A 13,183-nucleotide genomic window follows, 5' to 3' on the forward strand; every position below is an offset into this window, starting at 1 on the left:
GTCAGTTGTTGTTGCTGCCTTTGTTGTCGACGCGGTAGCCGAAGCTGAACCCCACGCCCTGGAACAGCACCACGTCGGCCAGTTGCCGGGCCAGATCGCCGGCACTCGCCAGTTTGGTCTTCGGCACGAAAAGCATGTCGTCCGGTTGCAGGTAGGCGATCTGCGAGGCGTCGCCGGCCAGCGCCTTCTCGACGTCGTAATGCACGGCCTGCACCTGATTGCCGTTGCGCCGCATGATCACCACTGAATCCAGCCGCGCCTTGACGTTGGTACCACGGGCCAGGGTCAGCGCTTCAAGTACCGAGACTGGCCGCCGGATCGGGTAGGAACCGGGCTGGCCGACTTCACCCAGCACGTAGATCTCGTTGCCGGCGGTGGACTTGAGCAGCACATCCACGGTCATCCTTCCCGGCAGTTGCGCATAGCGTTTGTTGAGGAAGGTTTCCAGTTGATTGACGGTCATGCCTTGCAGCGGCACGGCGCCGATTTCCGGGAAGCTCGCGTAGCCGTCAGTGCCCACGGTGATCTCGCGGCTCATGCCGGTGGCGGGGTGGTTGAGGGCGCTTTTCAGGTTTTGCTCGTTGGTCAGCGGACTGATGATCTGCACGGTCAGCTGATTGCGATTGGGCTGGAACAACTGTTTGCGCTGGTAGGCGCGCTGGATTTCTTCGCGAGCCTCGTCACTGGTCAACCCGACGATCTTCACCGAGGTGTTGGCGCCCGGCAGGTTGATAGTGCCGTCCGGCAATACCAACTGGTTGCCGTTGAGCTGGCTGGCGGCGGTGAAGTTCAGGCCGATCTGGTCACCGGCCTGCACGCGGTAAGCGTCCGAGCCGCTGGTGCTGATGTGGAAGATCACGTCCAGCACATCCTGCGGGCGCAGGGTCTGTTCGACCTTGGGCATGTCGGTGGCCTGGGCGTTGGCCGGGGTGGCGGTGAGGATATTCACCGGCATGGTCTGGGTTTCGGAGTTGCTGGAGCAACCTGCAAGCGGCAGCATCAGCAGAACCAGTATCTTGGCGTTCATTGCGTCATCCCTCGCGTTGCTTACAGGTTTTTGTACAGCCATTTGGGCATGTAGTACTTGCGCCGGTTGAACACGCTGCCGACCACTTTCGCCCCGGCCTGGGTCAAGCGCTGCACGGCTGCTTGCGCGACTTCCCAGCGGGTGTCTTCGGCGCGGACCACGAACACCACGCCGTCGACCTGAGTGCTGATGACCAGCGTGTCGGCGGCTGAATACACCGCGTCGCCGTCGATCACCACAAAGCGGTACTGAGCGCCCAGTTGATCGAGCAACGGGCTCAGGCGCTCGGCGGTCAGGTGTTCCAGGGTGCGGATCGGCCGGCCGTTGGGCAGCACGTGGAAGGGCAGGCTTGAGACCTGCACCACGCAGTCCTGCAACAGCGGCGGGTTGTCCGGGTTGAACAGCAGGTCGCGCAGGCCGCGCTCCTTGCCCAGGTTCAGTTGCTGGGTGAGGTTGTTCGCCGACTGACTGGCATCGACGTACAGCACCAGTCCGCTGCTCATCTGTGCCAGTTGGCTGGCCATGGCCAGCGCGCTGGTGGTAGTGCCGGCGCCGGGGTTGGCGGCGGTCAGGAAAAGGATCCGCAGATCCAGGTCCAGCACGGTCGACGTCAGGTTCGACTCGCTGGGGCTGGCGATGCTCAGGCTTTTGTTGGTTGAACCGTCCATTAGCTTGCTCCGTGGCCGCTGAATACTTTGAAAGGGGTTTTCAACAGGATCTTCAAATCAAGCAACAGGCTCTGCTCGGCGATGTAGCTGAGGTCCAACTCAACGCGCTGGTCGAAGTCGATATTGCTGCGCCCGGAGATCTGCCACAGGCCGGTCATGCCGGGGTAGATCGCCAGACGGGCGAGGTGCTTGTCCTTGTAGCGGTAGGCGTTGAACGAGGTCGGACGAGGGCCGACCAGGCGCATGTCGCCGGTCACCACATTGATCAGGTTGGGCAGTTCGTCGAGGCTGGTGCGCCGAAGGAAACCGCCGATCCGGGTGATGCGCGGGTCCTGATCAATCTTGAAGTCGATCGCATCGGCACCGTGTTTATTGAGGTGGCGCAGCGACTCTTTGAGTTCTTCCGCGTTGGCGACCATGGTGCGGAATTTGTACATGCCGAACTTGCGGCCGCGATAGCCGGTGCGTTTCTGCACGAACATCACCGGGCCTTTGCTGGTGAGCTTGATGGCGAGTGCCAGACCGATCAGCAGCGGCGAAATCATCACCAGAATGACCAGCGCGCCGAAGCAGGCCACCACCCTGTTGGTGCGCGACAGCTGCCAGGGACGGCCACCCTCGCGTCCGGTTACCCAGCCTTGCCCCTGGCGGTGGATGGCCGCGTCGAGGCGCATTCGATGTTCCGGATCCATGCGTTTGTCACGAACCAAATGTTGGATCGGTACACCTTTTTCATGTCCAGTCATGGAGTCCTCCGCTGGTGTTCAGCCGCGAACGGCGCGTGGGCGACAGGCAGTCGGGTAATAATCGCGGTACCAGGCGATGAAACGCCCGAGGCCTTCATCCAGCTCTATCCGGGGCTGGAACCCGGTGGCCTGGGCCAGATCGTCGGTGTCGGCACAGGTGTTGAGCACGTCGCCCGGTTGCAGGGGCAGCAGCTCGACAATGGCTTTTTGGCCGAGGTGTTTTTCCATCAGGGCCAGGTAGGTTTTCAGCTCCACCGGATGGTGGCCGCCGATGTTGAACAAGCACCACGGCGCCATGCTGCTGCCCGCATCGGGGTGCTCGCGATCCCATTCTGGATGGGTATGCGGCGGATGGACCGTGAGGCGGGCAATGCTTTCGACGATGTCGTCGATGTAGGTGAAATCGCGCTGGTGCAGGCCGTAGTTGAACAGCTTCAACGGCAGGCCTTCGGTGATGGCCCGGGCGAACTGGATCGGCGACATGTCCGGCCGCCCCCAGGGCCCGTACACCGTGAAAAAGCGCAGCCCGGTGCAGGGAATGCCGAACAGATAGCTGTAGCTGTGGGCCATCAGTTCGTTGGCTTTTTTGGTCGCGGCGTACAGCGACAGCGGGTGATTGACGTCGTCATGCACCGTGTACGGCGTGTGCTGGTTGGCGCCGTATACCGAGCTCGACGAGGCATAGATCAAGTGTTCAACCGGGTGATGCCGGCAGCACTCCAGAATGTTCAGGAAGCCACTGAGGTTGCTGTCCATGTAGGCCCGTGGATTTTCCAGCGAGTAACGCACCCCGGCCTGCGCCGCGAGGTGGATCACCACTTGCGGGCACTCGCGGACATACAGCGCATCGACGGCGGCGGCGTCGGCCAGATCGACTCTGGCAATCTGGAAATCGCCGACCTGACCGCGTACCCAGCGCACACGATCATGCTTGAGCTGCGGGTCGTAATAGGCGTTGAAATTGTCCAGGCCGACGACCTGATGCCCGTCGCGCATCAGCCGCAGCACGCAATGAGCGCCAATGAACCCGGCCGCACCGGTGACGAGGATTTTCATGACCGCAGCCCGTCAGGCGCGATATGCCGCAGGCCGATGCCGCTGTAGTGCAGGCCGGCGGCTGCCACTTGTTCAGGGTTGTAGAGGTTGCGACCGTCGATGATGACTTTCGAGCGCAGCTTGCTGGCCAGCAGCTCGAAATCCACCACGCGGAAATTCTTCCACTCGGTGCAGATCACCAGTGCGTCGGCATCCTCCAGGGTGTCGTCGCGGGTGGCGCACAGGTGCAGGTCATCGCGGTAGCCGTAAATGCGCCGGCATTCGGACATGGCCTCGGGATCGTAGGCCTGCACACTGGCGCCTTCGGCCCACAGGGCATCCATCAGATAACGGCTGGGGGCTTCGCGCATGTCATCGGTGTTCGGCTTGAAGGCCAGGCCCCAGATGGCGATGGACTTGCCAGCCAGGCCTTGCGGGAACCGCGCCTTCAGCTTGCTGAACAGGATGTGCCGCTGGGTGTCGTTGACGTCGGTGACACTGCGCAGCAATTTCAGCGGCATGCCGTTGAGCTCGGCAGTGTGCAACAGGGCGCGCAGATCCTTGGGAAAGCACGAACCACCGAAGCCGCAGCCGGGGTAGATGAAGTGATAGCCGATGCGCGGGTCGGAGCCGATGCCCTTGCGCACGGCTTCGATGTCGGCGCCCAGCAGTTCGGTGAGGTTGGCCAGTTCGTTCATGAAGCTGATGCGAGTGGCGAGCATCGCGTTGGCCGCGTACTTGGTCAGCTCGGCGCTGCGGTTGTCCATGAACATCAGTTTTTCGTGGTTGCGGCAGAACGGTGCATACAGCTCGCTCAACTGCTCCCGGGCGTCAGGGTCCAGGGTGCCGACAATGATCCGGTCCGGACGCATGCAGTCGGCGAGGGCGCTGCCTTCTTTGAGGAATTCGGGGTTGGACACGATTCGCACGTTCAGGCCGCTTTTGCCGCGCCGGTGCAATTCGTTGTTGGCGGTGTCGAGTACCTGATCCGCCGTGCCGACCGGCACCGTGGATTTGATGATCAGGGTGCGATCGGCCTCCATGAAGCTTGCGATTTGCCGTGCCACGCTGAGCACATGGCTGAGGTCGGCGGAACCGTCCTCGTCAGCCGGCGTACCCACGGCGATGAAGATCAGTTCGGCGTGTTCAACGGCATCGCTGGCCTGGGTGGTAAACAGCAAGCGCCCGGCCTTGATGTTTTCTTCCAAAGTTGCCGACAGTCCCGGTTCACTGATCGGCGGAACTGCCTGTTGCAGTTGTTTAATCTTGTTCGGGTCAATATCGACGCACAACACTCGATGTCCGACATCGGCGAGTGCCGCAGCTTGAATCAGGCCAACATAGCCCGTACCAAATACGCTCACGTCCATATTGGCGTGCCTCGTAAGACGGTGGAAAGAAGATCGAATTGGAACTGTCAAAAGGGGTATAGCGCAGGGTGGGGAAAGCGTGTCAGCAAAATGACATGTTGCATGTGTATAACACCCCCGTTTTTGGGGGCGATTGGCCATCAAGTACTTGCTGTATCTGGATTTGTCCCGTCCTTGACATGCTTTTCACATTTCAAAGAAAACGATAAACGGTCGTAGGCCACAAAATACAAGGCCTGTAACGACTTGGGTGTGTCAGTTTTGAGTCAATGTTTTTTTGACGCTTTTGGCAAAAGTCGGACAATTCTTGCGCTTTGATGGCCCGCTGCTAGTGTCAGAAAATGACCGACAAGCGATTGACCATGCCCCGTCGCAAGCGTCCCGGAATCGCCATGTTTCGATATTTGAAAGAACTGCTTTTAATTATTTATCTACTGCTTTATTCCGATTATTACCTTGAACGTTTAAACGCCATGGGTATCGGTCCGGCAGTACTACTTTTTGGCGCGATGTTTTTGGCGCTGACGTTCGCATTATTGCTAACGGCCTATATAAGGCAGACTTTCATTCGGCACTTGTTCGCATTGGCGATGTTTATTTCGGCGGTGTTCTTTGATGTCTATACCCGGGTCACTGCCGATTACCTGACGTACAGCAGTTTTGTCTCACTGGTTTATTCGGGCGGCTTCATCCAGGAAGCGGCGTACCAGTACCGGGACGCGATCGCCCACGGGGTGCTCAACGGTCTTTTGCTGTTGATCGGCATCGGCCTGCGGCCGCGTCATTCGATTCCGGTTCCCAATGCACTGAGAGTCGCGGCGCCGGTGCTGGGGGTGTTGCTGCTCAGCGCCGTACTGTTCGTGCGGGCCGGGGAAGGGGCGCGGGGCTTGCCGATCATGTACACGCCGCTGGCCTACCTCAACCTGTTTGGCTACGAGGCGCTGCACAACACTGTCGGCCCCCGTGAGCCAGTGACCCTGACGCGCAACGGCCCGGCGGTGAGTCACGACATCGTGCTGATCATCGACGAAAGCATTTCCGGCAATTACCTGGACATCAACGCGCCGTTTGGCGTGCACAGCAACCTCAAGCAAGCGCATCCGGGTGTCGAGATCTTCAACTACGGCTACGCGGCGTCCATCGCCAATTGCAGCGCCGACACCAACGTCACCCTGCGCTACGGCGGCACTCGCGCCGATTACATGCGCATCAACACCACGCTGCCGTCGATCTGGCAGTACGCGAAAAAAGCCGGCCTGCGCACGGTCTACATCGATGCCCAGCGTACCGGCGGCAATCTGCAGAACCTGATGACCGACACCGAGAAAAAGGACATCGACGAGTTCGTGCAATTTGACCAGACCAGCGTCCGCGATCGCGACATGGCCGCCGCTGCCAAGCTGATCGAACTGCTCAACGACGACAAACCGGAGCTGGTGGTGATCAACAAGGTCGGCGCGCATTTCCCGGTGCACGACAAATACCCGGACGCCTTCATGGCCTACCGCCCGACGTTGCCGCGAGGGCAGTTCACCGAAGTCGCCGACACCGGCAAGCGCGACGGTTTCAACGGCCAGCCGGATGACTGGGTGCTGTACCGTAACGCCTACAAGAACACCTTGTTGTGGAATGTCGGCGAATTTTTCTCGCGGGTGTTTGCCCAGGCCAATCTGAACAACGCACTGCTGATCTACACCTCGGACCACGGCCAGGACCTGCACGAGCGCGGTAACCCGGGGCTCAACACCCATTGCGGTGGCGACCCGGTGGAAGAGGAGGGGCTGGTGCCGCTGGTGCTGATTCAGGGCGATCAGTTGCACTCCCTCGACTGGTCGGCACAACTGGCGGCCAACAAGGATCGCTCCAGTCACTACAACATCTTTCCGACCCTGCTGCAGTTGATGGGCTACGACCTGGCGGGGATCGAATCGGTCTACGGCAAACCGCTGAGCGTGCCGACAGCGGACGATTTCACCTTCAACTACCGCTTCAATGCGCGGTTGGGGGCCAGGCCCGAGTGGAAACATATCGACCTGAACAGCATCGTCACGCCGGGTGAGTCGCCCACCAGCATTGCAGCAGGACAGTAACCCTGCGCCATCCGCTATCCGCTATCCTTGCCCCACACGGTTCGATCGGATGGCGGCATGCTGCAGGTTCAAAACGTCTTCAAGAGCTATCTCACCCCTCAAGGCCCGTTGCCCGTGTTGCAAGGCATCGACCTGACACTCAAACCGGGAAGCAGTCTGGCGCTGATGGGCGAGTCGGGCAGCGGCAAAAGCACGCTGCTGCACCTGATTGCCGGTCTGGATAAAGTCGACAGCGGCAGCATCCGCAGCGGCGAACATCGACTCGACGAAATGAGCGAAGCGCAACTGGCCCACTGGCGCCGCACGGAAATCGGTCTGGTGTTCCAGCAGTACAACCTGATCGGCAGCCTGCGCATCGAAGACAACCTGGCGTTTCAGGCACGACTCGCCGGACGCCATGATCCGCGCTGGCAGAACCATCTGGTGCAGCGTCTGGGCCTGGAGGATCTGCTCAAGCGTTATCCCGAACAACTCTCTGGTGGCCAGCAGCAACGGGTCGCGCTCGGCCGGGCGTTGGCATCGCGGCCCAAGTTGTTGCTGGCCGACGAACCCACCGGCAGCCTCGACGAGTCAACCAGTGACGAGGTGCTGCGGCTGTTGCTGGAACTGCTCGAGAACACGCCGACCACCTTGCTGATGGTCACTCACAGTCAGCGCGTGGCCGCGCGACTGGCGGAGCGGGTGGTGTTGTCCAGCGGTCGACTGACGTGAGGGTTTTCCGGCTGGCCCTGATCGCCTTGCTCAGTCACTGGCGGCGACATCCGGTGCAGTTTTTCAGCGTGCTCACCGGGTTATGGCTGGCCACCAGTCTGTTGACCGGCGTCGAAGCGCTCAACAGCCAGGCGCGGGACAGTTACGCGCGAGCCAGCCGGATGATCGGCGGCGAACCCCAAGCCAGCCTGAGTGCGCCAGGTGGCGCGACGTTTTCGCAGCAGTGGTTTGTCGATCTGCGCCGTCAGGGCTGGCCGGTTTCGCCGGTTTTGCAGGGCCGTTTGATCCTCAAGGACCATGAATCTCAACGCCTGCAATTGATGGGTATCGAGCCGGTGTCGCTGCCGGCCGATAGTGCTGTGGCGGGGCAGGCGATGCCGATCGAGCGCATCGTCGAGTTCTTCAGCCCGCCGGGCAGCACCTGGATTTCCCCCGACACCTTGCAAACGTTGAACCTGTCAGAAGGTGACACACCGCAAACCGGAACCGGTCAGACGTTGCCACCGTTACTGGCGCAGAAGGACATGGCTCCCGGTGTCTTGCTGGTGGACGTCGGTGTTGCTCAACGTGTGCTCGAACAACCCGGTCAACTGTCGCGGCTGACGTTGCCCAACGATTTTCACGCCGACGTACCGGCCGCGTTCAAGGGCCGGTTGCAGCTCAAGAGCAGCGGCGAAGAAAGCAATCTGGCGCGGCTGACCGAGAGTTTTCATCTCAATCTCGATGCACTTGGTTTTCTCTCGTTTGTCGTCGGCCTGTTCATCGTGCATGCGGCTATCGGTCTGGCGCTGGAACAGCGTCGTGGGCTGTTGCGTACGTTGCGCGCCTGCGGTGTCAGTGCGCGAATGCTGATTGCTTGTCTGATCGTCGAACTCGGTGCGCTGGCGTTGATCGGCGGACTGTTTGGTGTCGTCAGCGGCTACTGGCTGGCCAGTGTGCTGCTACCGGATGTCGCCGCCAGCCTGCGCGGGTTGTACGGCGCGGAGGTGGCGGGGCAGTTGCGCCTGAGTTCGTGGTGGTGGTTCAGCGGCATTGGCTTGAGTCTGCTCGGCGCGTTGCTGGCCGGGGCCAACAGCCTGTTGCGAGCGGCGCGGCTGCCGTTGTTGGCGGTGGCCGATCCGCAAGCCTGGCATGAACAGCATGCGCGCTGGTTGCGCCGACAGGGCTGGGTGGCCGGGGTGTTTGCGGCGATTGCTTTGATTGCGCTGGTGTCGGGTAACAGTCTGGCCAGTGGTTTCGTGTTGATGGCGGGGTTGTTGCTCGGGGCCGCGTTGGCGCTGCCGGTGGTGCTCAGTGCGCTGTTGAACGGCTTGCTCGGGCGCAGTCGTTCGGTGCTGGGGCAGTGGTTTCTCGCCGACTGCCGACAGCAATTGCCGGCGCTGAGTCTGGCGCTGATGGCGTTGCTGCTGGCGCTGGCGGCGAACATCGGCGCCGGCAGCATGACCACCGGTTTCCGCCAGACCTTCAACGACTGGCTCGAACAACGGCTCACTGCCGAGCTCTATCTGAACCCGAGCAATCCGGCTCAGGCGCGCGAGCTGTACAGCTGGCTCAAACAACAGCCGAGTGTCACGGCGATCCTGCCCAACTGGCAGGTTTCGGTGACGCTGCAAGGCTGGCCGACGGAAGTGTTCGGCATCATCGACCATCCGCACTATCGTCAGCACTGGCCGCTGCTCGAAGCCCGGGGCAACGACCCATGGGCTTTGCTGGCCACCGATGACGCGGTGATGCTCAGCGAACAACTCGCGCGCCGGCTCAAGGTGCGGCCGGGCGATCACCTGACGATTCCGACGCCGGGCCTGTCGTGGTCGCCGCGCATCGTCGGGATCTACGCCGACTACGGCAATCCCAAGGGCCATGTGCTGGTCAACAGCAATCACCTGTTGCGCAGTTGGCCGCAACTGACACCGAACCGGTTCAACCTGCGGATCGAACCGGCAAAGATCCCGGCACTGCTCAGTGCCTTGCAGGCACGCTTCCAGCTCGACGACAGCCGCATCGTCGATCAGGCGCGGCTCAAGGGCTGGTCGGTGCAGGTTTTTGAGCGGACCTTTGCCGCGACGGCCGCGCTCAACAGCCTGACGCTGGCGGTCGCCGGTGTGGCGTTGTTCATCAGCCTGCTGACCCAGAGCCAGAGCCGTCTCGGCCAACTCGCGCCGTTGTGGGCCTTGGGGGTGACGCGACGGCAATTGATGCTGCTCAACCTCGGTCAGACCTGGTTGCTGGCGGTACTGACGCTGGTGTTGGCATTGCCATTGGGCATCGGGCTGGCGTGGTGTCTGGATGCGGTGATCAACGTGCAGGCCTTTGGCTGGCGCCTGCCGTTGCGGGTGTTTCCGTTGCAGTTGCTGCAACTGACCGGGCTGGCGCTGCTGGCGACGCTACTGGCCTCGGCGTGGCCGCTGTATTCGTTGTACCGCACGCAGCCGGCGGACTTGTTGAGGACGTTTGCCCATGAGGATTAACTTCGCTGCGGTGTGCCTGGCGCTGTTGCTCACTGGCTGCGACAACCCGGCACCGGAACAGAAAGGTTTTGCCGGGATGGGCGCTCAGGCGCAGGCCTTCACGCCGGTGGTGCCGGGGCGGGTGTTCAGTTTCCCGGCGGATCACGGCGCCCATGACGGTTTTCGCATCGAATGGTGGTATGTCACGGCCAATCTCAAGGATGCTCAGGGCAATGATTTCGGCGTTCAGTGGACGTTGTTTCGCAGCGCCCTGAACGCCTTGCCGGAACAACCGGGGTGGGCCAATCAAACGATCTGGCTCGGTCATGCGGCGGTGACCTCGGCCAGCGTCCATCACGCCGCCGAGCGTTATGCCCGGGGTGGTGTCGGCCAGGCCGGGGTGCGTGCCGCGCCGTTCGAGGCGTGGATCGATGACTGGCGTTTCGTCAGTCAGGCGAGTGATCCGCTGGGCGACATGCAGCTCAGCGCAAAGGACAAAAACTTCAGCTATCAGTTGAGGCTGACTTCCAGCCGTCCGCTGGTGCTGCAAGGTGATCACGGTTTCAGTCAGAAATCCGAACAGGGACAGGCGTCGTATTACTACAGCCAGCCGTTTTTTCAGGCCAGCGGCACCCTGCAGATCGACGGCCAGACCTACACCGTCAACGGCCCGGCCTGGCTCGACCGCGAATGGAGCAGCCAACCGCTGACCGCCAACCAGACCGGTTGGGACTGGTTCTCCCTGCATCTGGATGGCGGCGAACACGTCATGCTCTACCGCATGCGCCAGAAGCAAGGGGCGCCGTACCTCACCGGCACGTGGATTGGCGCCGATGGCCAGACCGAAACCCTGCACGCCGAGCAGATCAAGCTGACCCCGCAGGGCACTGCGAAAGTGGCCGGCCGTTCGATGCCGGTGCGCTGGTCGATCGACATTGCGCAAAAAAACCTGCAAATCACCCTCGATGCGATCAACCCCGATGCCTGGATGAACCTGCGCATTCCGTATTGGGAAGGGCCGGTGCGCTTGAGCGGCAATCGGGGCGGGCAGGGCTATCTGGAGATGACCGGGTACTGATTGACCCGGTTCGGGGAGCAACGGCCGATCAGCGTCTATGCTCCTTGGCACGCGCGGTGCCGAGACCGATTCGGCGCCGGGTGCTGTCATCCATCACAGGGAAAGTACCGCTTATGAAGCTCAAAGCACTGACGCACGCCATTGCACTCGCCGCCGCCCTTTCTGCTGCCAGCCTTTCGGCGATGGCCAACGATATCCCGCTGTCGGCCACGGTCGAGGCCGACCGGGTAACCACCAAAGTGCTGGCGGTTGACCCGGCCAATCATCAGGTTGTTCTTGAGGGTGCGGAAGGTCGCCAGGTACATATCCAGCTCAGCGACAAGGCCAAAAACCTCGGAAATCTGAAGGTGGGGGATCTGGTCAAGATCGAGGTGACTCGTTCGGTCGCCGCTTATCTGGACACCGATGTGGATAAAGGTCTGCCAGGTTCCACCGAGCGCACCGGTGAACTGCGCAATGCCGTGGGCAGCAGCAACCCGGGGGGCGAGGCTTTCCGCCAGGTTCAGGTGCAACTGAAAATCACCAAAATTGATTTGGCGACAAACCAGGTCACCCTGGAAAATCCTTCAGGCCAGTCGAAAACCCTCAACGTCGAGAAGCCTGAGATTCAGGCCAAACTGAAAGATTTGAAAGTCGGGCAGAGTGTGGTGGTCACATACACCGATGTATTAAAAGTGACCAGTCAGCATGAAAGTTGAGTATTGACTCTACATAACGGCTGTTCTTGTACAAGTAATTGTATGAGAGCAGTCATATAAAGTGTTCAAGGTGATGAATTCAGAAAGTTTGTCGGGAAATATCGACGAATATTTTCTTTAACTTTTCAGTACATAAATTTCATGTTGAAGCAGGACGACATATCCGCCAATTTCCATTAAAATCCTTCGCGTTCGCCCAGTGTCAGGGCTCTTTACCGGTGCATGGATTGCCAGGCCATTACACTGGGCGAACACCTCCTCGGAGTGGAGGCCAAAGAATTCAGATGCAAAAAGGGCGACTGTGAAGTCGCCCTTTTTTTATTGTCTTACGATTTGGCGGGTCGCATGCCTTGTTGTAACTGAAGGCGCTTGAGCGTTTCCTGGTACATGGTGGTACGGCGGTGTCGCGTGCCATATCCACCGATAGCAGCCACGGTGCCGGCCTGGATGTGATCCAGGTAGCGGAAGATCGTTCGCGGCGAGAGGCATTTGATGCCGTAGCCAAGGTTGCTTAAACGATCCTGCAGCGTGTATCCCGGGACCCGGTCATCCATCGAAAAATGCAGCCCGTGAGCCTTGATCAACTGAGCGTTCCACAAGGTGCAGAAGCTTTTCAGGTGAGTTTCCCGGTAGGGTTTTGGATCTCTGGAGGGCAACCCAAAATGCTGTTTTGCCCTGCGGAAATAGTGTTTGAAGTAACGTGAAGACAAACGCCAGGTGTCTCTAAGGACGCCGCGATCTAATTGCTCGACGCAACCGACCGCCGCTGTATCCAAAGATTGCATGCACTCATTCATCATCATCGAAAAGACAGTACTGTCAAAAACGAAAGTGTCGGTGTGCAGCAAAAACAGGTAATCGGTTTCAACTTTCGCAAGTGCCAGATCAAGTGCCTTGCCATGAGCAATATGCCCCGCTTCCTTGCCGGGTGAAGGGCGCTCGATCAAGTTGATCCAGTCCAGGGACCGCAAGTAGATCAGGCTTTCATCGGCGGAATCGTTGTCCACCACCCACACCGGAATTTGATGCTCCTTGACGTATTGCTCGAGAAACTCCAGGCACATCCGGGTTATTTCCGGCGTCTTGTAATTGACCAATACAAGACTGAAGGCGGGCAGTTGTTTTGAGGTGGAATCGATCGCACTCATGGTCTGGGCTCACTTCAAGTTGAAGGGTTCTGCTGACGGCAATCAGCCCACAGAACCGCTGCTTTGTGGCCCGGATGGTAGGGACGCAACCTTAGTTCAAGCTTAATTTTCGAGCGTCCGGACCGGGCGACTTGTTACGGCTTGCGACACCGGCGAGGCGCTTGG

At 60.2% G+C, this 13,183-nt stretch carries 11 protein-coding genes; 5 read left to right on the plus strand and 6 right to left on the minus strand.

Going from position 1 to position 13,183, the window contains the following annotated elements; genetic code table 11:
* Position 1: 1 nt before the first annotated feature.
* From NE357_RS10440 to NE357_RS10460, 5 genes are read right to left on the minus strand one after another with little or no spacing between them, the layout of a single operon-like run.
* Positions 2 to 1,027: a polysaccharide biosynthesis/export family protein gene (locus NE357_RS10440; protein ID WP_169429768.1), complete on the minus strand. Its 1,026-nt coding sequence runs from the start codon at positions 1,025 to 1,027 to the stop codon at positions 2 to 4.
* 20 nt (positions 1,028 to 1,047) lie between these two features.
* Complete coding sequence (locus tag NE357_RS10445; protein ID WP_169429769.1) at positions 1,048 to 1,695, minus strand: CpsD/CapB family tyrosine-protein kinase; 648 nt, start codon at positions 1,693 to 1,695, stop codon at positions 1,048 to 1,050.
* Positions 1,695 to 2,441 (minus strand): sugar transferase, encoded by a 747-nt coding sequence (locus NE357_RS10450; RefSeq protein ID WP_169429770.1) that lies wholly within the window; start codon positions 2,439 to 2,441, stop codon positions 1,695 to 1,697. The genes NE357_RS10445 and NE357_RS10450 overlap by 1 nt, the downstream gene beginning before the upstream one ends.
* An 18-nt stretch (positions 2,442 to 2,459) precedes the next feature.
* Positions 2,460 to 3,497 carry an NAD-dependent epimerase/dehydratase family protein gene (locus tag NE357_RS10455; protein ID WP_169429771.1) on the minus strand — a complete coding sequence of 346 codons (1,038 nt, stop codon included), beginning with the start codon at positions 3,495 to 3,497 and terminating at the stop codon, positions 2,460 to 2,462.
* Positions 3,494 to 4,846, minus strand: coding sequence for a UDP-glucose dehydrogenase family protein (locus tag NE357_RS10460; protein ID WP_169429772.1), 1,353 nt, complete (start codon positions 4,844 to 4,846; stop codon positions 3,494 to 3,496). The genes NE357_RS10455 and NE357_RS10460 overlap by 4 nt, the downstream gene beginning before the upstream one ends.
* 392 nt (positions 4,847 to 5,238) lie before the next feature.
* Here NE357_RS10460 and NE357_RS10465 point away from each other — a divergent pair, with 392 nt between their 5' ends.
* The 5 genes from NE357_RS10465 (at position 5,239) to NE357_RS10485 (ending at position 11,870) form a co-directional block, all read left to right on the plus strand.
* The gene (locus tag NE357_RS10465) at positions 5,239 to 6,936 is read left to right on the plus strand and encodes a sulfatase-like hydrolase/transferase (RefSeq protein WP_169429773.1); all 1,698 of its coding nucleotides are present in this window, start codon (positions 5,239 to 5,241) and stop codon (positions 6,934 to 6,936) included.
* 57 nt (positions 6,937 to 6,993) lie between these two features.
* On the plus strand, positions 6,994 to 7,647 hold the full coding sequence (locus tag NE357_RS10470) for an ABC transporter ATP-binding protein (protein WP_169429774.1): 654 nt from the start codon (positions 6,994 to 6,996) through the stop codon (positions 7,645 to 7,647).
* Positions 7,644 to 10,115: an ABC transporter permease gene (locus NE357_RS10475; RefSeq protein WP_169429775.1), complete on the plus strand. Its 2,472-nt coding sequence runs from the start codon at positions 7,644 to 7,646 to the stop codon at positions 10,113 to 10,115. The genes NE357_RS10470 and NE357_RS10475 overlap by 4 nt, the downstream gene beginning before the upstream one ends.
* Complete coding sequence (locus tag NE357_RS10480) at positions 10,105 to 11,172, plus strand: lipocalin-like domain-containing protein (RefSeq protein ID WP_169429776.1); 1,068 nt, start codon at positions 10,105 to 10,107, stop codon at positions 11,170 to 11,172. Before NE357_RS10475 ends, NE357_RS10480 begins: the two co-directional genes overlap by 11 nt.
* 113 nt (positions 11,173 to 11,285) lie before the next feature.
* Positions 11,286 to 11,870, plus strand: a complete 585-nt coding sequence (locus NE357_RS10485; RefSeq protein ID WP_169432617.1) for a hypothetical protein — start codon at positions 11,286 to 11,288, stop codon at positions 11,868 to 11,870.
* A gap of 326 nt (positions 11,871 to 12,196) precedes the next feature.
* Here NE357_RS10485 and NE357_RS10490 read toward each other — a convergent pair whose 3' ends face one another.
* A complete protein-coding gene (locus tag NE357_RS10490) occupies positions 12,197 to 13,018 on the minus strand; it encodes a glycosyltransferase family 2 protein (protein WP_169429777.1) in 822 nt (273 codons plus the stop codon).
* Positions 13,019 to 13,183: the final 165 nt, after the last annotated feature.

The sequence above is a fragment of the Pseudomonas sp. G7(2022) genome, from assembly GCF_052660475.1.

Excerpts from the sequence above, each read along its gene's own strand:
- NE357_RS10450 (WP_169429770.1), bottom strand. The coding sequence starts at position 2,441 with ATGACTGGACATGAAAAAGGTGTACCGATCCAACATTTGGTTCGTGAC.
- NE357_RS10490 (WP_169429777.1), bottom strand. The coding sequence starts at position 13,018 with ATGAGTGCGATCGATTCCACCTCAAAACAACTGCCCGCCTTCAGTCTT.
- NE357_RS10465 (WP_169429773.1), top strand. The coding sequence starts at position 5,239 with ATGTTTCGATATTTGAAAGAACTGCTTTTAATTATTTATCTACTGCTT.
- NE357_RS10445 (WP_169429769.1), bottom strand. The coding sequence starts at position 1,695 with ATGGACGGTTCAACCAACAAAAGCCTGAGCATCGCCAGCCCCAGCGAG.
- NE357_RS10455 (WP_169429771.1), bottom strand. The coding sequence starts at position 3,497 with ATGAAAATCCTCGTCACCGGTGCGGCCGGGTTCATTGGCGCTCATTGC.
- NE357_RS10440 (WP_169429768.1), bottom strand. The coding sequence starts at position 1,027 with ATGAACGCCAAGATACTGGTTCTGCTGATGCTGCCGCTTGCAGGTTGC.
- NE357_RS10480 (WP_169429776.1), top strand. The coding sequence starts at position 10,105 with ATGAGGATTAACTTCGCTGCGGTGTGCCTGGCGCTGTTGCTCACTGGC.
- NE357_RS10460 (WP_169429772.1), bottom strand. The coding sequence starts at position 4,846 with ATGGACGTGAGCGTATTTGGTACGGGCTATGTTGGCCTGATTCAAGCT.
- NE357_RS10470 (WP_169429774.1), top strand. The coding sequence starts at position 6,994 with ATGCTGCAGGTTCAAAACGTCTTCAAGAGCTATCTCACCCCTCAAGGC.
- NE357_RS10485 (WP_169432617.1), top strand. The coding sequence starts at position 11,286 with ATGAAGCTCAAAGCACTGACGCACGCCATTGCACTCGCCGCCGCCCTT.